The sequence below is a fragment of the Rhodanobacter sp. MP7CTX1 genome (genome assembly GCF_014205795.1).
GTDB lineage: Bacteria > Pseudomonadota > Gammaproteobacteria > Xanthomonadales > Rhodanobacteraceae > Rhodanobacter.
Map to the genome: position 1 here is coordinate 281268 of NZ_JACHCN010000001.1, position 23830 is coordinate 305097.

At 62.1% G+C, this 23830-nt stretch carries 21 protein-coding genes and 1 tRNA gene; 11 read left to right on the forward strand and 11 right to left on the reverse strand.

Features of this window, described 5'->3' with window-relative positions; all coding sequences use genetic code 11:
• Window positions 1-76: 76 nt before the first annotated feature.
• The 4 genes from HDE77_RS01380 to HDE77_RS01395 form a co-directional block, all read right to left on the reverse strand.
• Window positions 77-538 carry a glycine zipper 2TM domain-containing protein gene (locus tag HDE77_RS01380; RefSeq protein ID WP_184415350.1) on the reverse strand — a complete coding sequence of 154 codons (462 nt, stop codon included), beginning with the start codon at window positions 536-538 and terminating at the stop codon, window positions 77-79.
• Window positions 539-874: 336 nt separating this feature from the next.
• A complete protein-coding gene (locus HDE77_RS01385; protein WP_184415351.1) occupies window positions 875-2089 on the reverse strand; it encodes a cation:proton antiporter in 1215 nt (404 codons plus the stop codon).
• Window positions 2090-2376: 287 nt separating this feature from the next.
• Window positions 2377-3852: an MFS transporter gene (locus HDE77_RS01390; RefSeq protein WP_184415352.1), complete on the reverse strand. Its 1476-nt coding sequence runs from the start codon at window positions 3850-3852 to the stop codon at window positions 2377-2379.
• Window positions 3853-3927: 75 nt separating this feature from the next.
• Window positions 3928-4554 (reverse strand): phosphatase PAP2 family protein, encoded by a 627-nt coding sequence (locus HDE77_RS01395; protein ID WP_184415353.1) that lies wholly within the window; start codon window positions 4552-4554, stop codon window positions 3928-3930.
• A gap of 130 nt (window positions 4555-4684) precedes the next feature.
• On the opposite strand from HDE77_RS01395, the gene ligA reads away from it, so the two are divergent.
• Window positions 4685-7093 carry an NAD-dependent DNA ligase LigA gene (ligA, locus tag HDE77_RS01400; RefSeq protein ID WP_184415354.1) on the forward strand — a complete coding sequence of 803 codons (2409 nt, stop codon included), beginning with the start codon at window positions 4685-4687 and terminating at the stop codon, window positions 7091-7093.
• Window positions 7093-8046 (forward strand): EF-P lysine aminoacylase EpmA, encoded by a 954-nt coding sequence (gene epmA / locus HDE77_RS01405; protein WP_184415355.1) that lies wholly within the window; start codon window positions 7093-7095, stop codon window positions 8044-8046. The genes ligA and epmA overlap by 1 nt, the downstream gene beginning before the upstream one ends.
• 35 nt (window positions 8047-8081) lie before the next feature.
• Here epmA and aqpZ read toward each other — a convergent pair whose 3' ends face one another.
• On the reverse strand, window positions 8082-8783 hold the full coding sequence (gene aqpZ, locus HDE77_RS01410; protein WP_255482474.1) for an aquaporin Z: 702 nt from the start codon (window positions 8781-8783) through the stop codon (window positions 8082-8084).
• Window positions 8784-8995: 212 nt separating this feature from the next.
• Here aqpZ and HDE77_RS01415 point away from each other — a divergent pair, with 212 nt between their 5' ends.
• A complete protein-coding gene (locus tag HDE77_RS01415; protein ID WP_184415356.1) occupies window positions 8996-10300 on the forward strand; it encodes an MFS transporter in 1305 nt (434 codons plus the stop codon).
• Between the two features lie 19 nt (window positions 10301-10319).
• Here HDE77_RS01415 and HDE77_RS01420 read toward each other — a convergent pair whose 3' ends face one another.
• Together HDE77_RS01420 and sbcB are read right to left on the reverse strand one after the other, a co-directional pair.
• Complete coding sequence (locus HDE77_RS01420) at window positions 10320-11006, reverse strand: DUF2461 domain-containing protein (protein ID WP_184415357.1); 687 nt, start codon at window positions 11004-11006, stop codon at window positions 10320-10322.
• A gap of 268 nt (window positions 11007-11274) precedes the next feature.
• A complete protein-coding gene (gene sbcB, locus HDE77_RS01425; RefSeq protein ID WP_184415358.1) occupies window positions 11275-12723 on the reverse strand; it encodes an exodeoxyribonuclease I in 1449 nt (482 codons plus the stop codon).
• Between the two features lie 104 nt (window positions 12724-12827).
• On the opposite strand from sbcB, the gene orn reads away from it, so the two are divergent.
• The 4 genes from orn to HDE77_RS01445 all read left to right on the forward strand — a co-directional run bounded on the left by orn (window position 12828) and on the right by HDE77_RS01445 (window position 16935).
• A complete protein-coding gene (orn, locus tag HDE77_RS01430) occupies window positions 12828-13397 on the forward strand; it encodes an oligoribonuclease (RefSeq protein ID WP_184415359.1) in 570 nt (189 codons plus the stop codon).
• Window positions 13398-13478: 81 nt separating this feature from the next.
• Window positions 13479-14387: a dihydropteroate synthase gene (folP, locus tag HDE77_RS01435; RefSeq protein WP_184415360.1), complete on the forward strand. Its 909-nt coding sequence runs from the start codon at window positions 13479-13481 to the stop codon at window positions 14385-14387.
• Window positions 14388-14638: 251 nt separating this feature from the next.
• Entirely contained in the window at window positions 14639-16006 is a 1368-nt protein-coding gene (gene glmM / locus HDE77_RS01440; protein ID WP_184415361.1) for a phosphoglucosamine mutase, read from the forward strand.
• On the forward strand, window positions 16003-16935 hold the full coding sequence (locus tag HDE77_RS01445; protein ID WP_184415362.1) for an isopenicillin N synthase family oxygenase: 933 nt from the start codon (window positions 16003-16005) through the stop codon (window positions 16933-16935). Before glmM ends, HDE77_RS01445 begins: the two co-directional genes overlap by 4 nt.
• Window positions 16936-17133: 198 nt before the next feature.
• Here HDE77_RS01445 and HDE77_RS01450 read toward each other — a convergent pair whose 3' ends face one another.
• Entirely contained in the window at window positions 17134-17958 is an 825-nt protein-coding gene (locus HDE77_RS01450; protein WP_184415363.1) for an SDR family oxidoreductase, read from the reverse strand.
• 124 nt (window positions 17959-18082) lie between these two features.
• Here HDE77_RS01450 and tpiA point away from each other — a divergent pair, with 124 nt between their 5' ends.
• From tpiA to HDE77_RS01470, 4 genes are all read left to right on the forward strand, one after another.
• Window positions 18083-18832: a triose-phosphate isomerase gene (gene tpiA, locus HDE77_RS01455; RefSeq protein ID WP_184415364.1), complete on the forward strand. Its 750-nt coding sequence runs from the start codon at window positions 18083-18085 to the stop codon at window positions 18830-18832.
• A 24-nt stretch (window positions 18833-18856) separates the two neighbouring features.
• The gene (gene secG, locus HDE77_RS01460) at window positions 18857-19255 is read left to right on the forward strand and encodes a preprotein translocase subunit SecG (RefSeq protein WP_184415365.1); all 399 of its coding nucleotides are present in this window, start codon (window positions 18857-18859) and stop codon (window positions 19253-19255) included.
• A gap of 48 nt (window positions 19256-19303) precedes the next feature.
• A tRNA-Leu gene (locus HDE77_RS01465) sits at window positions 19304-19388 on the forward strand.
• A 340-nt stretch (window positions 19389-19728) separates the two neighbouring features.
• The gene (locus HDE77_RS01470; protein ID WP_184415366.1) at window positions 19729-20037 is read left to right on the forward strand and encodes a hypothetical protein; all 309 of its coding nucleotides are present in this window, start codon (window positions 19729-19731) and stop codon (window positions 20035-20037) included.
• Between the two features lie 136 nt (window positions 20038-20173).
• Here HDE77_RS01470 and HDE77_RS01475 read toward each other — a convergent pair whose 3' ends face one another.
• The 3 genes from HDE77_RS01475 to HDE77_RS01485 form a co-directional block, all read right to left on the reverse strand.
• Window positions 20174-21643, reverse strand: coding sequence for an FAD-dependent monooxygenase (locus tag HDE77_RS01475; protein ID WP_184415367.1), 1470 nt, complete (start codon window positions 21641-21643; stop codon window positions 20174-20176).
• A gap of 62 nt (window positions 21644-21705) precedes the next feature.
• Window positions 21706-22260 (reverse strand): TetR family transcriptional regulator, encoded by a 555-nt coding sequence (locus tag HDE77_RS01480; RefSeq protein WP_221444066.1) that lies wholly within the window; start codon window positions 22258-22260, stop codon window positions 21706-21708.
• A gap of 641 nt (window positions 22261-22901) precedes the next feature.
• Window positions 22902-23810, reverse strand: a complete 909-nt coding sequence (locus tag HDE77_RS01485; RefSeq protein WP_184415368.1) for an SDR family NAD(P)-dependent oxidoreductase — start codon at window positions 23808-23810, stop codon at window positions 22902-22904.
• Between the last annotated feature and the right edge of the window lie 20 nt (window positions 23811-23830).

The window sequence follows — 23830 nt, forward strand, 5'->3', positions numbered from 1 at the left end:
TTAAACTGATGGCTTCCGCGGCCACATAAACGAAACGCCCCGTGGCGGGGCGTTTCGCTGTCGCTGCTGCGAGTGCTTACTGAATCCGCGTCACATTGCCGTTGGCGTCGACTTCCACCAGGTCGCCCTGCCGGATGGTGCTGGCATCCTTTACCTGGATGTTGGTGTAGGTGCCATTGCCCATACGCAGGTTCAGTACCCAGGTATCGCTGCCGCCACCCTTGCCAATCGCGTTGCCAGCGAAGCCGCCGCCGACAGCGCCGCCGACCGTGGCGATCGTGCGGCCGCTGCCTTTGCCGATCTGGTTGCCAAGCACACCACCGGCCACGGCGCCGATGATGGCGCCGGCAGTACCGCTATTGCGGCCCTGGGTGACATTGTGTTGCACGCCTTGCACGGTACCGCACTGATCGCAGCGCAAGTAAATGCCGTCTTGGCGCACCAAAACTCCGTTGCTTGGCTGCGCGAGGGCAACGCCGGTGCCGGCGAGGCTGAGCGCGGTGACGACGGACAGGGTCAGCAGGGGCTTGATGTTCATGTGTTTCTCCTTGGGTGTCGGTGCGCAGGGGTGGGACGTTGACCAGTCTAGATAAGTCAGCTGAATCATTTGTCAAATTCTTGCGGATCGCGCTCAACTCGTCATCCCTGCGAAGGCAAGGGCCCAGTACCCACACCCCCGAAGAACTTGAAGGCGCCCGCCCGTCATCCCTGCGAAGGCAGGGACCCCGTACCCCCACCTGCGCAGAACTTGAAGTCGCTGGGTCCCTGCCTTGGCAGGGATAACGGGCGAGGTAGTTGGCACCGTAGTAACGAACGGGAGAGTTAGCCCTCGTAGTGACGAGCTCAAGTAGCCGCAATCACGTACTGCCCGGCTTCACGGAATACTTTCTGAACCAGCCTGCGAAACCCCGCCGTCTCCGCGTCCCGAGCGTTTCAACAACCACGCCAGCACCGGCGGCGTGACCATCGCGGTGAGCAGCGACATGGCCACGATGATCGCGTAGATACGATCGTTGAAAACCCCGGCGGCCAGGCCGAGGCTGGCGATCACCACGCCCACTTCGCCGCGCGGCACCATGCCAAAACCGATGATGAAGGCGCTGCGTTGGCCCAGCGACAGCGCACCGAGCCAGCCGCCGATGAGTTTGGAAATGATCGCAATCACGGTGACCACGGCAAGCATCAGCAGTGCGTCGGCGTTGGCCAGTTCGTGCAGGTCGATCTTGCTGCCGGTGACCACGAAAAAGAACGGCGTGAGCAAGGCGAGCAGCGGCACGGTCTGCTGTTCCAGCGTATGTCGTTGACGGGACTCCGAAGCGATCATGCCGGCCAGAAACGCGCCGATGATTGCGGCCAGCCCGAACAGGGTCGACAGGTAGGCCAGCCCAAGGCACAACGCCAGCACGATCATCAATGGCGAATGCGGGCTGAGGGGCCGCTCCAGCCAGCTGGAGTTCCAGCGCATGACGCGCGCGCCGCCCCAGCCGATCACCGCGATAAAACCGATCGCGCCGGCCAGGACTATCAGCAGGTGCGAGAGGTCGAAGCCGCCACCGCCCTGCAGCGAAACCACCACACCGAGCAGCAGCATGGCGAGGATGTCGTCGATCACCGCGGCCCCGAGGATCACCTTGCTCTCGATCCGCTGAAGTGCGTTCAACTCCTGCAGCACGCGCGCGGTGATACCGGCCGAGGTGGCAACGAACGCGGCCGCCACAAACAACGATTTATCCCAGCCGAATCCGCTGCCATGGGCCCATACGCTGCCCATGCCGAACGGAACCAGCACACCGAGCACGCCGACCAGCAGCGCCACCTTGCCGACTTTCTTCAGATCCTCAAGCCGCGTTTCCAGGCCGACCGAAAACAGCAGCAACACCACGCCGATCTCGGCCAGTACATCGAGCGGCATGCCGGTAGCAATCTGATCGGGAGTGATCCAGCCGAGCAACGACGGACCGATCACGCAGCCGGCGGCGATCTCGCCGACTACGCCAGGAAGTTTCAAGCGCTGCGCAATCTCGCCGCCGATCTGCGCGGCGACGAACACGATGAACAAGGTAAACAGGATCTCGCTGGCGTGATGCATGAGGCGCGCATCCAGGTTGTCGGCAGTGCCTGCATGCTACATGCAGGCCGGCACGGCGTGACCCATCGTAGGTTGGGGTGAGCGCAGCGATGCCCAACAACCACTCGGCGATGATGTTGGGCATCGCTGCGCTCACCCCAACCTACGCGACGCTTGCCCAGCAGGCCCGTGCGGGCGTGATTTACTTGCCTCACATCTCGAATAAGCCGTCAGCGATGCCCAACAATCACTCGGCGATGATGTTGGGCATCGCTTTGCTCACCCCAACCTACGCGAGCTTGTGCGGGCTACTCGGGTACGGGTGCGCCTGGCAAGGGACGATCATGCCGCAGCCGGCTGAATACACGGCTGGCTGCGGCGGTGATCGCCGCCAGCAATACGACCGTCCAGCGGAACGCGACGACGTAGTCTTCGTGCGCATGACCTTGCAGCATCGCTTCCATCAGCAGGGTGGACAGTGCGATGCCGAAACTCATCGCGAGGTATTGCGCGGTCGAGGCCATCGACGAGGCCATCGAGGCGTGCTTGATGTCCAGGTCGTTGTAGATCAGCGTATTCATCGCGGTGTATTGCAGCCCCGAGAAACTGCCGTAGAGGAACGTCAGCAACGCAATGACCCAGACCGGCGAAGTGGGCCCGAGCAAGGCGAACATGGCCAATAGCACCGCCACCAGCAGCGTGTTGCCAAGCAGCAGACGACGGTAACCGAAGTAAACCAGTGCGCGGTTGATCACCCATTTGGCGCTGATCGAACCCAGCGCCTGCGGCACCATCATCAAGCCGGCCATCAGCGGCGACCAGCCGCAACCCACCTGCAGAAACAACACCAACAGCAGAAACATGCCGGAGATGCCCAGCCGGGTAAACAGGCCGCCCGCCAGCGCCACCCACACACTGCGTACGCGCAGCAGGCTCAGGTCGGCCACTGGATGCGCCGTGCGTCGGCTGTGCCACACATAGACCGTGCCCAGCAGCAGTGCGACGCCAGTGCACAATCCGATCCGCTCCCACGGCACCGGCTTGCTGCCAGCCAGTTCCGAAGCGGTGAGCAGCAAGGCCGAGGTGGCGGCAAACAGCAGGAAGCCCAGGAAATCGAAACGATTCGCGCGCTCCAGCCGATAGTCGGGCATGTCGCGGCGGTTCATCCATACGCCGGCAACCGCGACCGGCACGTTGATCAGGAAGATCAGCCTCCACGAGGTGAACTCCACCAACGCGCCGCCCAACAAGGGCCCAAGCACGGAACCGAGCAAACCGAACGTAGCCACCGTACTCATAGCGTGCACGAATTCGCGCTTGGCGATGCTGCGTACCAGCACATAGCGACCCACCGGCATCAACGAGGCGCCGCCAATACCTTGCAGCACCCGCGCCGCGACCAGTTGCGGCAGCGTCTGCGCGACGCCACATAAAAGCGAGCCCACGCCGAACACGATGATCGCGAGGCCGAATACCCGGCGCGTGCCGAGGCGGTCGCACAACCATGGGCTGGCCGGAATCAGGATCGCCAGGGTCAATACATAACTGGTCAGCGCAGTGCGCATGCCCAGCGGCGTGACCTTCAGCGCCTCGGCCATCGCCGGCACGGCGGTATTGACGACGGTGGAATCCAGCGCCTGCATGAAAAACGCGGCGGCAACCAGCCACAATAGGCCGCGAAATTGCTCACGAGAGGAAATGTCGGGCAGGGCTGCTGAAACCGTCGCTGGTATCGATTCAGCGGGGGCGGCAGCGTGGGGATCCGCGGCGGCAGGGGTGGACATTGCGCCACATGATACTTGCTATGACAGCTTCATTCGCGTGAACGCCATTCGCAGAGTCAGCCACGTTTCATCTGATCAAGGTTTGAAGTGATGCACGAAGCCGATCTGAAAACCGCCCGGCAACCAGCTGAGAATCAAGGGTGACTGCCGGTGTGAGGCCCACAGGCCGACCCCGGTGCCGAGCGCCGCGCCAACCAGCACGTCACTCTGCCAGTGGCCGTGGGTCTTGACGCGCGCCACCGCGTCATAGGCAGGCAACAAGGCCAACGCGTAGATTGCCGGGTGATCGTCGCCATAGGCGGCCATGAAAGGTGTCACGGCGGCAGATATTGCGGTCACTTCGCCGCTGGGGAAGCTGGTCGCGTGTACGCCCTTGAAAAACTCGTTCGGATTGTTGGTCTGCGAGGGCCGTTCGCGCTGGAACGTGTATTTCATCACTTCGGCACCCGCAGTGCTGATAGCCATGGCATCGATCGAGCGCCAGAATGTGTCGCCGAGCTTGTCCTGGTCGCCGAACGCCAAGGCGCCGCCAGTCACGGAAAGAATCGTGCCGTACATCAGTATGTTCTGGTTGCTTCGCTTCCAGATGCCGCTGTTGTCATAAGCCACAACATGGTCAATGCCGAAGGGACCGCCACTGGCCATCGCGGTGCCGGACGCGACAAGGGCTGCCAGAACTACCAGATGTCGCAATACGCGCATCGACCTGTCCTCCCGCAGCGGGTGGACTCCGCATGTATCAGGAAACCTATGCCCACCAGCTTTTGATTTGCTTACCTGGCCGGCCGAAATTTGCGGGTATCGCTAAACTGTGGGGAGGAAGGAGATCCGCATGACCGAACGCCCAGCCCCCGCCGGGGTCGTTGCCCGCATCACCACGCTGCGGACACAGATCGAGCAGGCCAACCACCGTTATCACGTGCTCGACGATCCACAGATCACCGACGCCGCTTACGATCGCCTGATGCGCGAGCTCGAAGCGCTGGAAGCCGAGCATCCGGCTCTGGCCTCGGACGATTCGCCGACGCGCAAGGTAGGTGCGCGGGCACGCGGCGGTTTTGCCGAAGTGCGGCATGCGATTCCGATGCTGTCGCTGGGCAACGCGTTCGAGCAACCGCTTGAGGAAGGCCAGCCTGATGACGATCGCACCCGCTTCCGCGAGGTCGCCGAGTTTGAACGGCGGATCGAGCAGACGCTGGATCGACGCGAGCCCGTGTTTTCGGTGGAACCCAAACTCGACGGTCTGGCGATCAGCTTGCGTTATGAACACGGCGTGTTCGTGCAGGGCGCGACACGTGGCGACGGCGAAACCGGTGAAGACGTCACGGCGAATCTGCGTACCGTGCGCGCCATTCCGCTGCGCCTGCGCGGTGAAGGCTGGCCAGCCGTGCTGGAAGTGCGCGGCGAGGTGATCATGCTGCGCAAGGATTTCGAAACGTTCAACGAGTACGCCCGCGAGCATGGCGAGAAGCCGCTGGCCAATCCGCGCAATGGCGCGGCCGGATCGTTGCGCCAGCTCGACCCGGCGATTACGGCGAAACGTCGGTTGAGCTTCTTTGCCTATGCGGTGGGCGTGGTCGAAGGCGCCGAGCTGCCACCGACACATTCCAAGACCTTGCAGCAATTGCGCGAGTGGGGCTTTCCGGTGTCACCGGAAGTGGGCACAGCACGTGGATTCGATGGACTGCTCGCCTACTTCCGCCGCATAGGCGCGAAACGCGACTCGCTGCCGTACGACATCGATGGCGTGGTCTACAAGCTGGATGACTACGCCGGTCAACGCGAGATGGGCTTCGTTTCGCGAGCGCCGCGCTGGGCGATCGCGCACAAGTTTCCGGCCCAGGAAGAGATGACGCGACTGCTCGATATCGAAGTGCAGATCGGCCGCACCGGTGCAGTGACGCCACGTGCGCGGATGGAACCGGTGCAGGTGGCCGGAGTTACGGTCACCTATGCGACGTTGCACAACGCCGACCAGATTGCACGGCTGGATGTGCGCATCGGTGACACCGTGATCGTGCGCCGGGCCGGCGACGTGATTCCGGAAGTGGTGCGGGTGGTCGAAGAGCGTCGCCCGGCCGGTACTCATCCTTGGCAGATGCCGACAGTCTGTCCGGTTTGTGGCTCTGCACTGGTGCGCGAAGAGGGTGCCGCCGCCTGGCGTTGTTCTGGTGGCCTGATATGCGCGGCTCAGCGCAAGGAGGCGTTGATCCATTTCGCGTCGCGTCGTGCGATGGACATTGAAGGCCTCGGCGAGCGCTTTGCCGAAGCACTGGTCGAGTCGGACATCGTTCACACGCCGGCCGATCTCTACGGACTTACCGTCGAGCGTTTCGTGGCGATGAAACAAGCTTTCGACGAGCGCGACGGCACCATTCCGGAAACCGTGAAGGCCGGCAAAATCGCCACCAAATGGGCGGAAAACCTGGTCGACGGCATTGCAGCCAGCAAGCACACGACGCTGGCGCGCTTCCTGTTTGCGTTAGGCATCATGCATATCGGTGAAAGCACGGCGAAGACGTTGGCGGCATGGCTTGGCCGGCTCGACTTTGTGCGCAGCACGCCGGCGCCGGTATTGCGCGTGTTGCCCGATATCGGCGACGAAGTGGCCACGTCCATCGCCGCGTTCTTTGCGCAGCAAGGCAACCAGCGGGTAGTCGATGCGCTGCTTGCGACCGGCATTGTTTTCAGCGACGAGGCGCCGCCATCACCGAAGTTGCGCGGGCGACTGGATCTGGCCGTGCTGCTGGACATGGTGAAGATCAGCAAGCTCGGCCCGAAGAGTACGCGGCTGCTTGCCGAACACTATCCCACGCTGGCGAAACTGATCGCCGCCGGCGCTACCCACTGGGTTGTCGCGGGTCTGCCGTCGGCTGCCGCGACGAACCTGCAGACGTTTCTTGCTGACGAAGCGAACCTTGTCCCACTGCATGAGGCCGAAGCGGCGATGCAGCGCCTGCTGTCGGCCATTCCGCACGCTGCGCAGGTCACCGCAGCACCTTTGGAAGGGCAGACGATCGTGCTTACGGGCACGTTGTCGACACTCAGTCGTGAGGATGCAAAAGAGCGGTTGGAAGCGCTCGGTGCCAAGGTGTCTGGCTCGGTGTCGAAGAAGACCAGCTTCGTGGTCGCCGGCGAAGCCGCCGGCTCCAAGCTCGACAAGGCACAGGAGCTTGGCGTGGAAGTGTGGGACGAAGCACGTCTGCTGGCACTGTTGGCCGAACACGAAGGAGCGTCGTGATGCCGACGTTGCTTGCATCGCTGCAGTTGCGCGCGTGGGTCTACACCTTGATCCGCACATTCTTCGCCGAGCGTCACGTACTGGAAGTGGAGACGCCGATGCTCTCGGCCAGCGGCAATACCGACCCGAACATCGAAAGTTTCCATACCTTGTTCCATGGTCACGTCGATGCCGGCGCGCGCGAGCGTTGGCTGCGCACATCGCCGGAATATCCACTCAAGCGCCTGCTGGCTGCTGGTATCGGCGACTGCTACGAGCTGGGCCGTGTGTTCCGCAATGGAGAGGCCGGGGGGCGGCACAATCCCGAATTCAGCATGCTGGAATGGTATCGCGTCGGCTGGGATCACCGCCGACTGATGGAGGACGCCATCACACTGGTGGAGTCCGCGCTGGCGATGCAGGGACGCCGGGCCGAAGTGCTGATCGAGAACTACCGACAGTTTTTTCTGGACGAGCTCGGCATCGATCCGCTGCATGCGCCAATCGACGACTTGCAGGCGCTGTTGGTCGATCAGAACATCGATCCGGCCGGGCTGACCCGCGATGACTGGTTGGACCTGCTGATCACTCACCGGCTGCAACCCGCGTTTCCGCGCAATCGCATTACGGTGATCCACGACTACCCCGCCAGCCAGTGCGCGCTGGCGAAGATCCGTCCCGGTGAAACCCCCTTGGCCGAACGCTTCGAGTTGTATCTGGGGCCGTATGAGCTGGCCAACGGCTATCACGAGTTGAACGATGCGGCGGAGCAGCGTGAGCGGTTCGAGCGCGACAATGCGGTGCGCCGTGCGCGGGGACAGCGTGAAATTCCGATCGACGAAGCCTTGCTCGCCGTGCTCGATGCGATGCCTGATTGTGCGGGCGTGGCCATGGGCGTGGAGCGTCTGCTGATGTGCCTGAGTGACACCGACGCGATCGCCGACGTGCTGGCGTTTCCGTTTTCCGAAGCGTGAAACAAGGCCCCGCCATTCGGCGGGGCTTTGTTTCATCAGTCGCGCGTTTCCAGCAGATGGCGGTAAATCAGCCCGCCGATCGCACCACCGATCAACGGCACCAGCCAGAACAACCATAGTTGTTCGATCGCCCAACCGCCCTGAAACAGCGCCACGCCAGTGGAGCGTGCCGGGTTTACCGAAGTGTTGGTGACCGGGATGCTGATCAGGTGGATCAGGGTCAGCGTGAGACCGATCGCAATGCCCGCGAAACCGGCCGGTGCACGCTTGTCGGTGGCGCCATGGATCACGATCAGGAAGAACGCGGTCATCACCAGTTCGCACACGATCGCGGCATGCATCGAGTAGCCGCCCGGCGAATGCGCGCCAAACCCGTTCGAGGCGAAGCCGCTGGCACTGGCGTCGAAGCCGGCCTTGCCGCTGGCAATGACATACAAGACGGCCGCCGCCGCGATCGCGCCGACCACCTGCACCACGACGTACGGAATCACATCCCTTGCCGGGAAGCGGCCGCCGGCACACAGACCCACGGTCACAGCCGGGTTGAAGTGGCCACCGGAAATGTGGCCTACCGCATACACCATCGTCACCACGGTGAGGCCGAAGGCCAGCGCCACGCCCGCAAAGCCGATACCAAGATCCGGGAACGCCGCCGCCAGCACCGCGCTGCCGCAGCCTCCCGTGACCAGCCAGAACGTGCCGAAAAATTCGGCAGCCAACCGCTTGCTCATGCTCATCTACTACTCTCCTTGTGTTGATAAAGACTTTGCAGCTCCCACGGCGCGCGTCAATGCAGTGCCGACATCCAGAGCCTGGCTGGTCGAAACGATACGCCATTTTCCTGACTTGCCCAATCCTGCACGAAGTGAACCGCACGGGCCTTTGAGGGCGCGGCGCTGCTGGTGTTATGTTGCCGGGCCACTTGGCTGCGCCTGGACAGGTTCGTTCGATGACTCTTGCCGCTACTGAACTCTCAAACTCCCGCTTGTCCGAGCGAGCGCTGGACCGCCGCGATGTGCGCACGTTGGCGCTTGCCGCGCTCGGCGGGGCGCTGGAGTTCTACGACTTCGTGGTGTTTGTATTCTTCACGATCCCGCTGGGCCATCTGTTCTTTCCCAAGGACACTCCCACCTGGCTGGGGCAGCTGCAGTTGTATGGCATTTTCGCGGCCGGTTACCTGGCGCGCCCGCTCGGTGGCGTGGTGATGGCGCACTACGGCGACACGCTGGGGCGCAAGAAGATGTTCACCCTCAGCGTGTTCCTGATGGCGCTGCCCACGCTGGGCATCGGCCTGCTGCCGGTGTACGCGCAGATCGGCATGCTCGCGCCATTGCTGTTGCTGCTATTGCGGATCGTGCAGGGCATCGCGGTAGGTGGCGAAGTGCCGGGTGCATGGGTGTTCGTGGCCGAACACGTGCCGCCGCAGCGGATTGGCTTTGCCTGCGCCAGCCTTACCTCCGGGCTCACCGTGGGCATCTTGATTGGCTCGCTGGTGGCTGCCGCCATCAACCGCGGACTTGCTCCGGCCGAGGTGCTCGCCTGGGGTTGGCGGCTGCCGTTCCTGGTTGGCGGTGTCTTCGGCTTTTTCGCGGTTTGGCTGCGCCGCTGGCTTAGCGAAACACCGGTGTTCGAAGCGATGCATGCGCGTCGCGAACTGGTTTCCGGATTGCCTTTGAAACAGGTGCTGCAGCGGCATTTGCCCAGCGTGCTGCTGTCGATGTCGGTGACCTGGATGCTCACGGCCGCGATCGTGGTGATCATCCTGTTGACGCCATCACGGGTGCAGTTGGACTTCCACATCGAGCCGACGCGGGCGTTCCTCGGTAACAGCGTGGCCTCGTTCGCGCTGGGGCTGGGTTGTCTGTTTTACGGCTGGCTGGCTGATCGCCTCGGCTATGCGCGCACGCTGCTGCTTGGCGCGATCGGGCTGCTGCTCGGCAGCTATGCGCTGTATCTGGACCTGCAAGCCGGCGCCGCGCATTTCGTCGCGTTGTATGCGTTGGCTGGCTTCAGTGTCGGCGTGGTCGGGGTGGTGCCGGCGCTGATGGTGGTCGCGTTCCCGCCAGCGGTACGATTCTCCGGGCTATCGTTCTCGTACAACATCGCCTATGCGCTGTTCGGCGGCCTCACGCCGCCGCTGATCGGATTGCTGGTGCAGCGCTTTGGCGTACTGGCACCAGCGCACTATGTGGCGATGACGGCGTTGATCGGGATCGGTGCCGCGATCTGGTCGATGCGCCGCTCCAGGCAATGACGCTTGTCTGGAGTGAGGACTAGAACTCCAGCTCCTGTGCCGCACACAGATAGTCGACCAGTGGTGAGGCACGCTTGAACGTTGCCACGACCCACGGCAGCAGTTCAGTCGAGCAGGCGAGTGCCTCATCGAAGTTTTCGCCGACCGCGAAATCCTTGCGCTTGATATCCTCGATCAGCTCATGCGCGGGGTCGAAGCCCCGCGGCGGACGGCTCAGCGATTCGCCCCAGAACGTGAGGTGCTCGCGGAATGCTTTGCTCTGCGTGGCGCGCTTCCAGGCGGCCGGGTTGTCGGAGATGAAGCCACGAATATGCTTCAACGCATCCGGCTCCGGATGCCACATGCCACCGCCGGCAAAGCAGTCGCCGGGTTGGATATGCACGTAAAAGGACGGTGCCGGGATTTCATGCCGCCGCTCATGGAAGAAGCGTGAGCCCTGCCACGGCTTGTACGGCAGCTTGTTGTTGGAGAAGCGCGTGTCGCGATAAATGCGAAACAGCGAGCCACCGTTCTTGCGCGCATCGGCACGGTAGTGCGGGCTGATCTTCGTCAGCGGAGCCTGCATGTCGGTGATCAATTCAAGGAACGGTTCGCGCACGCGGCGCTCGTAATCATCCTTGTGCTCGGCAAACCACTCGCGGCTGTTGTTGCGATCAAGCGCACGCAGGAAGCGGAACGTGGCGGGCGAGAAATAGGCTTTTGACATGACAGATCGGATCTCGAAGTAGGCGAAGATGGGAGTGAGCCTGCGAAGGCTGGATGTCGAAGCGAACATTCGCATAGCGAATGGGCCGAAGGCAGGCCGCAGGAGCTGCCCGAAGCACAACTTGGCGGTCGGCGGCATGTTGGGCATCGCTGCGCTCACCCCAACCTACGGGGTGTGGGTCAGCGTCGAATGTAGGTTGGGGTGAGCACAGCGATGCCCAACATGGTCGTCGACGCACTGTTGGGGTTCGCCGAGCGCTCATCCCAACCTACGAGTGGATATCAAGGTTGTTGGCCAGCTCTTCCCCCCAGGACTGCAGTTGGTCGAGCAGGGCCTGCTTGCCTTGCGCGAGTGGGTCGCTGCGCAGCTCGGTGAGGCGCGCAAAGTAGTCGTCAAGGGTAAGGCTGGTGAGCGCCGTTGGCCGGGTCAACCTATCCCGACAAAACGCACCCCAGCGCTCGCGCTCTTCGGCATCCAGCGAATCCAGCCAGTTGCGTGCGCGGTAGCGGAACAACAGCTCCGGATACCGCGGGTCGCGAAACGGAAACGTACGCTGGCCCAACGCGGCCGGCGGCGTGGCACGCACCTGGGCCAGCAGCTTCTTGTCGGCATCGGGCAGGAAGCCGCCGCCATACAGCGCCAACTCGGGGTCCTCCGGCGGCGGCAGTTCGCCCGCGCGCTGAAACACGCGCCGCAGTTTTTCCGCCAGTCCCTCCACCGCATGCAGGACATCGCGATGGGCCACGCAGCGATCCAGATCCACCTGCAGCCGATTCAGATCCGCACCCTGCAGCACCGACAACGGTGCCAGCGCCGGCGCATGGTTGGCTCGCACGGTGCGTAACGGGATGCGTTCGACCCCTTCGGGCAAATCGGCACGCGTCGTGAAAATGCGGTCGGCGATGTCGTCTTCGTCCAGTGCCAACCACTCGGAGGGGTCGCTGGCCAGGTCATACACGATCACTTCGCCCGCACGGCTGGGGTGCGCAGCCAGCGGGGCGATCACGGCCAGGCAATGGCGACTGGCCGGATAGCGCGAGGACACATGCACCATCGGCGTCATGTTCACCACGTCGAGCAGCTCGAACACCTTCTGCTTGCGGCGCAAGTTGTAATACCAGTCCCACAGCCGCGGCTGGCGCACGCGGATCAGCCCGGCCAGGTCGATCAGCGCATAGACATCGGACAAGGCATCGTGGGCGCGCTCCTGCTTGAGCTGGTTGGCGCTGGCCAGATGCTCCAGTTTGAAGCTGGGCAGGCCGTCCTCACGGGTCGGCCAGACGATGCCTTCGGGCCGCAGGGCCTGGCACATGCGCACCAGGTCGATCAGGTCCCAGCGCGAATTGCCGTTTTCCCACTCCCGACCGTACGGCTCGTAGAAGTTGCGGTACAGCATCTGCCGTGTGAACTCGTCGTCAAAGCGTAACGAGTTGTAGCCGACACCACAGGTGCCTGGTTCGGCCAGCTGTTCATGCACACGGGCCGCAAACTCGGCTTCAATGACGCCTTCACGTTCGGCCAGTTGCGGGGTGATGCCGGTAACCATGCAGGCATCGGGCTGCGGCGGCATTTCCAGCGGCGGCTTGCCGTAGAACATCACCGGCTCCCCGATGATTTCCAGCTCCAGCGTGGTGCGAATGCCGGCAAACTGCACGGGCCGGTCGCGTCGCGGGTCGGTGCCGAGGGTCTCGTAATCGTGCCAGAAGAAGGTCTGCATGCGGGAGTCATTGGGACAGGCTCCCCATCATCGCATGGCCAAAACCCGCACTCACATGGGCATTCCCGGCAAGACTGATAAACTTGGGTACCCAAGGAGTGTCCATGAGCCAAGCCAACGATGACAACCTGATCTGGATCGATCTGGAGATGACCGGCCTAGATACTGATAACGACTCGATCCTGGAGATCGCCACGGTCGTCACCGACAAGCACCTGAACGTGCTGGCCGAGGGCCCGGTATTCGCAATCCGCCACGAAATCGACCGCCTTGAGTCGATGGACAGCTGGAATAGCAACCAGCACCACAAGTCCGGTTTGTGGCGACAGGTGCTGATTTCGGAAACCGATCACGGCATGGCTGAGCAGGCCACCGTCGAGTTTCTGCGTGCGTGGGTGGCACCGGGCAAGTCGCCGATGTGCGGCAATTCGATCTGCCAGGATCGGCGTTTCATGTATCGGCAGATGCCGCGACTGGAACGTTATTTCCATTACCGCAACCTCGATGTGTCCACGCTCAAGGAGCTGGCCCGGCGCTGGGCACCAAACATTGCGAAGAATTTCGGCAAGGAATCCGCACATACCGCGCTATCGGACATCCGCGACTCGATCGAGGAGCTGCGCTACTACCGTCGCTACATGGGTGAGCTTGGCGGCGGTGGCATCGAGGTATGAGGTTGCCCTCATGGGTTGCGTGAAATGCCGCAACCCTCAGGTTTCGAGTGAGTCCGGTGTCGAGTCATTGAGGGTTTGAGTATGTCGATCGATCTGTTTGCGACGGTACTGAACTGCGCCGGGCGCCCGCTGCGGCTTGACCGTCCACGCGTCGTGGGGATCCTCAATCTCACCCCGGATTCGTTCTCCGCCGATGGTCATCACGACAGCGTGGAAGCGGCGGTGGCGCACGGTTTGCGCATGGCGGAGGAGGGCGCCGACATGCTCGATGTCGGCGGCGAATCCACCCGCCCCGGTGCGGCCGATGTATCGGTCGAAGAGGAATTGCGCCGCGTGCTGCCCGTCATCGAGCAGTTGATCGCACGCACGACGCTGCCGATCGCCATCGACACATCCAAGCCGCAAGTGATGCGCGCTGCGGTGGCCGCTGGCGCCGGCATGATCAATGACGTCTGGGCGTTGCGCCACGACGGCGCATTGGACGCCGCCGCCGAACTGGGCGTGCCGGTGTGCCTGGTGCACATGCAGGGCGAGCCGCGCAGCATGCAGGTCGATCCCCAGTACGACGATGTGGTCGGCGAAGTGCATCGCTTTCTGACGGACAGGCTGTTCGCCTGCGAGATGGCTGGCATGGATCGGCGCAAGGTGATGCTCGATCCCGGCTTCGGCTTCGGCAAAACGCTGGAACACAACCTGGCACTGCTGTCTGGGCTGGATCGTTTCAGCAACTTGGGCAGCGGCGTGTATGCCGGCCTGTCGCGCAAGTCGATGATCGGCACACTGACCGGCAAGTCCGACCCGGCCGCACGCGCCGCAGGTTCGGCGGCCGCAGCGCTGATCGCCGTTCAGCGCGGTGCACGCATGGTGCGCGTACATGACGTGGCCGCTACGGTGGACGCGCTGGCCGTATGGCAGGCCGTGCATGCCGTCGACGTGGTGCCAAAGCGCAACGAAAAAACCGCCACACCACGCTGGCCAGACGACGATTGAACTCTTTAGTGCGCCTCGAAAGCCGCTGCCCGTCATTCCTGCGAAGGCAGAGGCGCTTTTCAACAGCGAAGCTGGTCAACCCAGCGCCATTGATCTTCAAGAACTTGAAGCACTGGGTCCCCGTCTTCGCAGGGATGACGAGCTGGGGTTCCCTGCCAATGCAGGGATGACGACGGGTTAACAGGTTATTCGAGGTGGCGCTATGCTGCCGCCGCAACAACAAGAAAACCCCTTCGGGAATGCAAGACGCCATGACTCAACGAAAATATTTCGGCACAGACGGCATTCGTGGCCCAGTCGGTGAATGGCCGATCAGCGCGGATTTCATGTTGCGACTGGGGCGTGCCGTGGGCAGCGTGCTCGCTCGCGCTGGCAATGATCGCCCACTGGTGCTGATCGGCAAGGACACCCGCGTCTCCGGCTACATGTTCGAATCCGCGCTGGAAGCTGGCCTGGTCGCCGCGGGCGCCGACGTCGGCTTGCTCGGCCCGATGCCGACGCCAGCGGTCGCGTTTTTGACCCGCTCGATGCGCGCCAGCGCCGGCATCGTGATCAGCGCGTCGCACAACCCGCACCAGGACAACGGCATCAAGTTCTTTTCCGCGAACGGCGAAAAGCTCCTGGATGCGGTCGAGCTCGCGATCGAGCTGGAAGTGGACGCGGACTTTGTCACGGTGCCGTCCGAAGAACTGGGCAAGGCCACTCGCATCGGTGACGCGGTGGCGCGTTACGCCGAGTTCTGCAAAGCCACCGTCCCGGAAGACTTCACCCTGCGCGGCCTCAAGATCGTGCTCGATTGCGCGCACGGCGCGACCTACCAGGTCGCCCCCAAGGTGTTCTCCGAGCTGGGTGCCGAGGTGATCGCCATCGGCGACAAGCCGGACGGTTTCAATATCAATAGCAATGTCGGCTCGACGCATCCGCAGGCGCTGCAGGATGCCGTACTGGCGCATGCTGCCGACATCGGTATGGCGTTCGATGGCGATGGCGACCGGCTGATGCTGGTCGACCACAATGGCGCGGTCGCCGACGGTGATGACATCCTCTACGTGCTGGCCCGCAACCTGCTCGCGCAAGGACTGCTCAAGCAACCGGTAGTCGGCACCTTGATGAGCAACTATGGCCTGCAACTGGCATTGGCGGAATTGGGCGTGCCCCTGGTGCGCGCCAATGTAGGCGATCGCTATGTGATGCAGCTGCTCAGGGAGCATGGCGGCATCCTGGGTGGCGAGACCTCGGGCCACATACTGTGCCTGGATCGCGCCACCACCGGCGACGGCATTGTGGCTGCGCTCGCCGTACTGGAGGCGTTGGCCTTGTCCGGGCAGGACCTGGCCGCTGCGCGCAAAGGTCTGAAAAAACTGCCGCAAGTCATGTTGAACGTGCGCGCCAACGGCGCCCGCGAAGCGCTGTCCGGCACCGAGGTACAACAGGCGCTGGCCGAGGTGGAGCGAGTTTTGCAGGGTCGTGGCCGGGTTGTGTTGCGGGCCTCCGGTACCGAGCCGCTGGTGCGCGTTACCGTCGAGGCGGCCGACGCAGCAGAAGTACAGCAGTTGGCAGGCTGGCTCGCCGACGTCGTAAAATCGGCAGCCAAGACACATTCTGCTGAGGCATTGTGAAACAGGTTCCTACCCTAGACATCCGTCGTTACCACAGTGACCGCGACGCATTTGTCGCCGAGTTGGGCGCTGCGTATCGCGAGTTCGGTTTTTGCTGCATCAGTGGTCATGGCATCCCGCGCGAACTGATCGACGGTTCCTATGATGCGTTCCAGCGTTTCTTCGCGCTGCCCACCGAAACCAAGATGAAGTACCACGTGCCCGGCAGCGGGGGTGCGCGCGGGTACACGCCGTTCAAGGTGGAGACCGCCAAGGACAGCCAGTTCGCGGACCTCAAGGAGTTCTGGCACATCGGTCGCGAGATTCCGCGCGACTCGAAGTTCGCCGACGTGATGCCGCCAAACCTGTGGCCCAGCGAAGTACCGGACTTCAAGCCCTGCGGCTATGGTCTGTTCGAGGCGCTGGATCAGCTCGGTACGCGCGTGCTGCGCGCGCTGGCCCTGCATGTGGGCTTGCCCGAGCACTACTTCGACGACAAGACGGATCAGGGCAACTCCATCCTGCGGCCTATCCATTACCCGCCGATCACCCAGGAAAACATCCCGAACGTGCGCGCCGGCGCACACGAGGACATCAACTTCATCACCCTGCTGGTCGGCGCGAGCGCCGAAGGCCTGGAAGTACTGAGCGAGGGCGAGTGGCTGCCGATCACCACCGAAGGCGACGCCATCGTGGTGAACATCGGCGACATGTTGCAACGGCTGACCAACCACGTGTACCCGTCCACCTCGCACCGCGTCGTCAATCCGCAGAACGCGAACGCGCGCAAACCACGCTATTCAGTGCCGTACTTCCTGCATCCGAATCCGGACGTCGTGCTCGACCCCGTGCCCGAATGCATCACGCCCGACAACCCGAGCCGCTACGACACCTCAATCACCTCCCACGAATACCTGATGCAGCGGCTGCGCGAGATCAAGCTGATCTGATCCGGCACTGCTCCCTCCCCTGCATGCAGGGGAGGGCTGGGGTGGGTCGCTCTTGCTCTCGACCTCAACGTCAAAAGCCACCCCCTCCCAACCTCCCCCTGCAGGCAGGGGCGGAGCACACGTAGGTTGGGGTGAGCGCCAGCGATGCCCAACACTCCCGCAGCCACAGCGTTGGGCATCGCCAACCCTCATCCCAACCTATTCAGAAACCTGTCCCTCATCCGCATTCCGATAGCGCTTCGATTCCCGCGCCGAAAGCCACATCGCCAACCGATCCGGCATCAGCTGAACAATCGTCTTGATCGTCCGATTGACACGGCCGGGGATATACACCGCCTGGCCACGTTCAACCGCCGCAATACCCTGGTTCACCACTTCTTCCGCAGTGAGCCACATGAAGGCCGGCATCTGATCCATCTTGTCGCGGGTGCCGGTGACGTCATGGAACTCCGACCAGGTGAAACCCGGGCACAAGGCGCTGACATTCACCCCCACCGCGCTGTTCTCCAGCGCCAGCGACTGCGAAAACTTGATCATGTAGGCCTTGGACGCGGCATACAGCGTGTGTCCGGCCGGGCCCGGAACATGCCCGGCCAGCGATGCCACATTGATGATCCGCCCATAGCCGCGTTTGCGCATGCCGGGCAGCAGCAGCCAGATCAGCTCGGTCGGCGCCGTCAGCAACACCTGCAGAAACGCCGCATGGGTTTTCCAGTCATTCGCCACGAACGAGCCAGGCACGCCGTAGCCGGCATTGTTGATCAGCCAGTCCACGTGAAGATCGCGCTGCTGCAATGCATCGCACAAAGCCTGCGGTGCGCAGGGGTCGGCGAGGTCGTTCGGCAGCACTGTCACAGCCACGCCATGCCGTTCGCGCAACTCAATGGCCAGCGCTTCCAGTCGGTCAACCCGCCGCGCCGTGAGCACCAGATCGTGGCCGAGCGTGGCGAGCTGCCGCGCAAATGCGGCGCCAATGCCGGCCGAGGCACCGGTGATCAGACTGAGTGGACGGGTGGGCGACATGGGTCATTCCTGTTGGCGGATGGCCATTCTTGACCAGGCGGACGCGCAGGCGCCAGTAGTGGGCCGTTTGCCGACGCCGCAACCCATCGGTAAGCTTGCGCTTTGATTGCAGCGGAAGCAGACCATGCGCAAGAAATTTGTCGCCGGCAACTGGAAGATGCACGGCAGTCGTTCCATGGCCACGGCCCTGGTGAACGAGATTGCCGCCGCCAAACCGGCCTCCATTGATGTAGCCGTGTTTCCCCCGTTTCCCTACATTTCCGAGCTGGTCCGGCAGCATGCCGACTCCGGCCTGGGCTTCGGCGCGCAGGATGTCAGCGAGCACGAAGGGCAGGGTGCCTATACGGGCGAAGTGTCCGCCGCCATGCTGGTGGATGTCGGCGCGCGCTGGGTACTGGTCGGCCACTGCGAACGCCGCCACTATCACGGTGAGAGCGATGAGCTGGTCGCCCGCAAGTTTGCCGCCGCCAAGGCTGGTGGCCTCACCCCGATTCTCTGTGTGGGCGAGACGCGGGCGCAGCATGACGCGGGCGAGGCCGAGGCGGTCATCGCACGTCAGCTAAAGGCCGTGTTGGACCTGAACGGCATTGCCAGCTTCGATACGGCGGCGATCGCCTATGAACCCATATGGGCAATCGGTACCGGCCTCATGGCCACGCCGTCGCTGGTGCAAGAGCACCATGCGTTCATTCGTAGCCAACTGGAAAAAGAAGATGTTATCATTGCCCGGCTGACTCGACTGCTTTACGGCGGTAGCGTCAAAGCGGCCAACGCCGCTGAATTGTTCGCGCAGGCGGACGTGGACGGAGGGCTGGTCGGTGGGGCCTCTCTGACCGCATCCGACTTCCTTGGAATCTGCGCCGCGGCGCACTAAGCGCACAGGCTCATAAAGAAAATCATGTTCGTCATTTTCAGCGTGTTTTACATCCTGATCGCTGCAGCAATGATCGTGCTGATCCTGCTGCAGAACGGCGCGGGCGCCGATGCCGGCTCCGGCTTCGGCAGCGGCGCCTCGGCGACGGTGTTCGGTGCGCGTGGTTCAGCCACGTTCCTGACCCGTGCCACCGGCATCCTGGCTTCGCTGTTCTTCCTGCTGAGCCTCGGCATGGGCATCTATCTGCACGCCAACGGTCAGTCGCATGCCAAGGCCACTGATCTCGGCGTCATGTCGGGCCTCACCGCCAAGCCAGCGATCCAGACCACGAAGCCGGCCGCGCCGGCCGCTTCAGAAGTGCCGACGGCCGTTCCAGCCGCAACCAACACCGTACCGCCCGCACAGCCGGTCAAGAAGAACTAAGCCGGACCTAATTGAGCAATACGCAACACAGCAACACGCAACACACCTGCCCAGGTGGCGGAACTGGTAGACGCACTACCTTGAGGTGGTAGCGACGTAAGTCGTAGGGGTTCGAGTCCCCTCTTGGGCACCATAACGAAAATTTAACATTTTAGCTTAAATCGTCGACCTGTTAAATTTAGTAGAAACAACGACTAAGGCCATTCGAAAGAGTGGCCTTAGTCGTTTTTGCAAAGTGAGAATTGGCGCGCTCCCCACGGATTGCACACGGGTCCCCCACAATTTTCGCCCGCGAGCCCGTCAGGGTGTCCAGACATGTATTGTCGGGACGCGCGCTTGTCGGCAATCTAGCGAGGTGACGTCCGCCTAAGCTCCCGGTCAATCAGGGCATTGCGTCAGGCCTTCCGAACGTGAGCAGGGATGTATAGCCGGACCCTTGGGTCCATATATTAGGTAGTAAGGATCACGAGCTTATGTTCCGCGGCAAGAACGGATTCACAAATGCATGTTTGGTACAGCTCGGCATCCTGCTCGCTTCGTTCCTGGCTTGGGACTACCTGCGCACGGTTGCATTTCTAGCCGGGCCGCCGTCGATCGATCCCTATGCTCGAACGTGGCCTTTTCAACTATTTGTGGGCGCATTCTATCTAGCTGGTGCTCTTGTCGCCTTCATAGTTCTGCTCATCATTGAAGCTGCTTTGCGCAAGCTTTACCGCCTTATTGCTTATGCCCGTAGGCGCCGGGCAAGGCGACGCGCGCTTGTCGGCAATCTAGCGAGGTGATGTCCGCCTAGCGTACACCAGGGAATATAGATGAACGAAAATGATGCTCGATGGCGCGAGTATCAAGCGCGTCATCGGCACCGTTTTCGTCTGCTGGAATCACTGCCTCACGGTTAAGGGAGAAGCTGCGGCTAGCCTAGCGGAGTCCATTGAGATAGTTGGCGACGTCTTCCGCGGTTTTACCTGAGCAAGCGACATAACCATCAGGGCGCACCAGAGTCATTCCGCCTGCGATCAAAGGCGACCGCAACTCAGGGTCAAGCAGCACGTCGTACCTATGTAGCAAATCGGTAACCGACTGGCTTGGCTCCGCGAAAAGCGCAAACCGTGGTGCATCGCCAGCTCCAACGAATGATTGGCCGCTGACAGGCATGACGCGTTCACCTGGTTTCGGGCCATTTGCGCCTCGAAGTGCGGGGCCGTTCAATGGGCTATCAGGATAGCCAATGGCGACCTCTGCCATGCCGTCTGCAATTTTTTCCCGGACTGAGGCAATTCCCAACACGAAGTGGCTCACTATATTGCGGGCATATTGGGCCAGCGGATTCTTCGCCGCACCCATGGCCGTCAACCTGCCTGCATCCTTGAGAACCTGTTCGCCCACTTTGCTGCGCTCTGGGCTGTAGCTGTCCAGCACTTTATCGCCGCATGTGCCTTTGATCACCATGGCGAGCTTCCACGCCAGATTGAAAGCATCTTGCATGCCGGTATTCATGCCCTGGCCGCCCGCTGGACTGTGGATATGCGCGGCATCGCCCAAGAGGAACATTCGACCTGAACGATAGTCCGAAACCTTACGGCCGTTAATTCTGAAGCCTGCGAGCCAAATCGGATCGGATACAACCATCCCTTTTGGACCGCGCTGATCCACAAGCGCTTGCACCTTTTCCATCGTCGGAGTCGGTGGGCGCTCGCTGGATGTCATCGGCAAGTCGGCAATGAGACGGTAGCGGCCCGGCGAAATCGGAAAGATCACAAAGACGCCATCACGATGCCAATAGACGGCCACCTCGGTGTCGGGATAGGGATAGCCACTCATATGGATGTCCGCCAACATCCAGTCGCTCAGCATCGTCTCGCCAGCGAACTCCGTGCCAACAGTACTGCGCACGAGACTATGTGCTCCATCGCAACCGAGCAACCAGTCAGCCGATACAGTCTCTTCCGACGCATCAGGATGACGCAGCACGGCCTGCACATTTGTGTCGCTATTGGTGAGGCTGGTCACTTCCACATTGCGCTCGACGGTGACGCCAAGAGCGAGTAAGCGCTCCTCAAGCAGGCGCTCGGTTTCCGATTGGGGAAGCATCAAGGCGTAAGGATAGGGGCCATCCACCGAGTCCAGCGTGACTCGCCCCATCAGCTCCCCGGCCCGGGCGACTACGTTGACCGCATGCACTTTGAACCCTGCGTCAACGAATGGAGCGGAGCCGCCGCCGCGATCAAGCAGCTCCAAGGTTCGGCTCCACAATACCAACGCCTTGGATTTATCTGTCCGTTGGGGCGCCTTATCCACGATGCGCACAGGTATGCCATAGCGAGCTAGCTCGGTAGCCGCAGTCAGGCCCACTGGGCCGGCGCCAACAATAAGCACGGTCTTTGTCATGTCATTTCTCCGAATTTGATAGGGGTGTCTGGGCGCGCGGCGCTGATGCGGCCACTGCCGTTTTATGAACTCAAAAGTAGCTTCAGTGCGCGATCGAGCACTGCGGTCGTGCGTTTGGCACCATCCGGCCGTCCCGTCGCCAGGTCCACCACCGCCAGTCCAACCAGTAAGGCGTGCAATAGACGGGCGTCTTCCACCGTCGATTCGTTGTTCAGGCTTTTCAAGAACTGGCTGGATCGCCCAACGATGGCGTCCGCTAGCTCGCGGAATAATTCCCGTAGAGGGGCTTCCTGATCGGCGGCCTGCGCTAGAGCCATCATGACTCGCGTGTCCTCATGGTGGACCACCGTCTTCGACATCGCTTGCGCGACTTGCCTCGTGGTCCCACCCAATACTTTGTCAGCCGCGCCAAGCTGCCGGTCGATCGCAGCACGAGCAACAGCCGTGAGCAAATCCAGACGAGTGGGATAGTAGTACGTGAGATGACTCTGGCGCAGTCCCGCAAGCTGGGCCACTCTGGGCTGCGTGAAACCGACGAAGCCGTGCTCCCGCAACGTAGCAAGGCCCGCCTCGATGATGATTTCCCTACGATCCTGCATGGCAGATTCCGGCTTCATTGGCGAATTGGTTGGTAGACATACCAAATTCTGACTCTGCCAGTTCGTCGTGTCAAGTGCCCGGATAAGACCAACATATCGATATAAGAAGGCTTCCAGGGTGTCGCCACTGCCTAGTGAGCCGGGTAAAACCGCGAGCTTAGATAGAAGACACGCCCAAGCGCCATTGTTGGACCAAGGAAAATCTCTCCACCTGCGCTGATCCAGCGGGAGGGTAAAACACGCAGCCTAGAAGGAAAGACCGGTCTGACCGACGAGGCGCAGCAAGGCCCTCAGGCCGGCGATCTGGATAAAACCTGCAGCCTAGGAGGAGGGGCCTTGTCGCTTGTCGGTGCGTGGCAACCCCACATCTTTCTCTTTCGGGAACGGGCTGGCGACGCAGAACGAAGTTGCGCATTGCGCGCCTGCTCGCCGAAGCAAGTCACGGTGAGCATGTGAGGTTTGCTGACGGCAACGCACTGAATCTCCGTCTGGACAATCTGCGGATTCAAAAGGGCCGAGCGCGGTATAGCAGCGGTGAGCTGACAACTCACTTTCGCTACGCCCACCTTTGATCGCAATTCTTCCATCGAACACGAAGTGAGTTGTCGGTTTCACCCCAAGACGGTGCGGTTTCGTCCGCCCCTGTGTGGTTGGATTTTCTACTCACCCGCGTGGTGCTTTACCCGCCGCGGCAGACCAACCAGCCGGAAGATAAGCGCATCCATCCAACGGTCGGGAAGATTGTGCTTGAGGAACGCGGAGAGCTTCGCGTCCGTCCCGATCAGGTAACGGGTTCGGGGACGGGGCGCTGTCACAGCTCGGAGGATCGTCAGCGATGCCTTCGCCGGAGAGGTTGAAAATCTCTGGGCGGACGCGACAGTCTTCGCGAACGCACGTAGGGCATCCGCATAGACGGGCTGAAGGCTTTTCGGCAGGGCATCCGCGAGCCTGTTGAGCTGGTCGGAGGACCGGTTGAGCATCGGCGTGGAAATGGAGCCGGGAGCGATGGCGGAGACATGAACGCCGAATGGAGAGAACTCAATCCGCATCGAGTCGCTCACTGCCTCGAACGCGGCCTTCGCCGCTTGATAGGCGGCAATCATCGGCCCCGGCATGATCCCGCCGATGGAGGTCACGTTGATAACTCGCCCGCGTGAGGCGCGAAGGTGTGGAAGGAGCTGCTGGGTAAGAGCAATGGGGCCGAAGAAAAGCACGTCGAATTGGGATCGCCACTCAGTCAGTGGCATTGTCTCGATTGGCCCGGCCCATTGCGCGCCCGCATTGTGAACGATGGCGTGGAGCCTGCCTCCGGCCGCGATTTTGGCCCTGACAATTTCCACTGCCGCCGAAATCTGGCCGGCGTCCGTCACATCCAGAATGATCGGCTCAACGGATCCCACAACGCGACGTGTCTCCGCCTCGGCCAGGAGCGATTCGATGTCTTCCTGCTTTCGCACCGCGGCCAGGACTCGGTAACCGTTTTCTGCCAGCGTAAAGGTTGTGGCGTGGCCGAATCCAGTCGACGTGCCGGTGACCAGGATCCAGTTGGCGGGGTTTGTTGACTTCATGAAGGGTGACATCCTTTGGC

Coding starts and splice junctions, on each gene's coding strand:
- sbcB (WP_184415358.1), bottom strand. CDS start 12,723: ATGCAGACCTTCTTCTGGCACGATTACGAGACCCTCGGCACCGACCCG.
- secG (WP_184415365.1), top strand. CDS start 18,857: ATGTTCGTCATTTTCAGCGTGTTTTACATCCTGATCGCTGCAGCAATG.
- HDE77_RS01470 (WP_184415366.1), top strand. CDS start 19,729: ATGTTCCGCGGCAAGAACGGATTCACAAATGCATGTTTGGTACAGCTC.
- tpiA (WP_184415364.1), top strand. CDS start 18,083: ATGCGCAAGAAATTTGTCGCCGGCAACTGGAAGATGCACGGCAGTCGT.
- orn (WP_184415359.1), top strand. CDS start 12,828: ATGAGCCAAGCCAACGATGACAACCTGATCTGGATCGATCTGGAGATG.
- HDE77_RS01390 (WP_184415352.1), bottom strand. CDS start 3,852: ATGTCCACCCCTGCCGCCGCGGATCCCCACGCTGCCGCCCCCGCTGAA.
- HDE77_RS01415 (WP_184415356.1), top strand. CDS start 8,996: ATGACTCTTGCCGCTACTGAACTCTCAAACTCCCGCTTGTCCGAGCGA.
- HDE77_RS01450 (WP_184415363.1), bottom strand. CDS start 17,958: ATGTCGCCCACCCGTCCACTCAGTCTGATCACCGGTGCCTCGGCCGGC.
- aqpZ (WP_255482474.1), bottom strand. CDS start 8,783: ATGAGCATGAGCAAGCGGTTGGCTGCCGAATTTTTCGGCACGTTCTGG.
- HDE77_RS01395 (WP_184415353.1), bottom strand. CDS start 4,554: ATGCGCGTATTGCGACATCTGGTAGTTCTGGCAGCCCTTGTCGCGTCC.
- ligA (WP_184415354.1), top strand. CDS start 4,685: ATGACCGAACGCCCAGCCCCCGCCGGGGTCGTTGCCCGCATCACCACG.
- HDE77_RS01480 (WP_221444066.1), bottom strand. CDS start 22,260: ATGAAGCCGGAATCTGCCATGCAGGATCGTAGGGAAATCATCATCGAG.
- HDE77_RS01420 (WP_184415357.1), bottom strand. CDS start 11,006: ATGTCAAAAGCCTATTTCTCGCCCGCCACGTTCCGCTTCCTGCGTGCG.
- HDE77_RS01385 (WP_184415351.1), bottom strand. CDS start 2,089: ATGCATCACGCCAGCGAGATCCTGTTTACCTTGTTCATCGTGTTCGTC.
- glmM (WP_184415361.1), top strand. CDS start 14,639: ATGACTCAACGAAAATATTTCGGCACAGACGGCATTCGTGGCCCAGTC.
- HDE77_RS01485 (WP_184415368.1), bottom strand. CDS start 23,810: ATGAAGTCAACAAACCCCGCCAACTGGATCCTGGTCACCGGCACGTCG.
- HDE77_RS01475 (WP_184415367.1), bottom strand. CDS start 21,643: ATGACAAAGACCGTGCTTATTGTTGGCGCCGGCCCAGTGGGCCTGACT.
- folP (WP_184415360.1), top strand. CDS start 13,479: ATGTCGATCGATCTGTTTGCGACGGTACTGAACTGCGCCGGGCGCCCG.
- epmA (WP_184415355.1), top strand. CDS start 7,093: ATGCCGACGTTGCTTGCATCGCTGCAGTTGCGCGCGTGGGTCTACACC.
- HDE77_RS01380 (WP_184415350.1), bottom strand. CDS start 538: ATGAACATCAAGCCCCTGCTGACCCTGTCCGTCGTCACCGCGCTCAGC.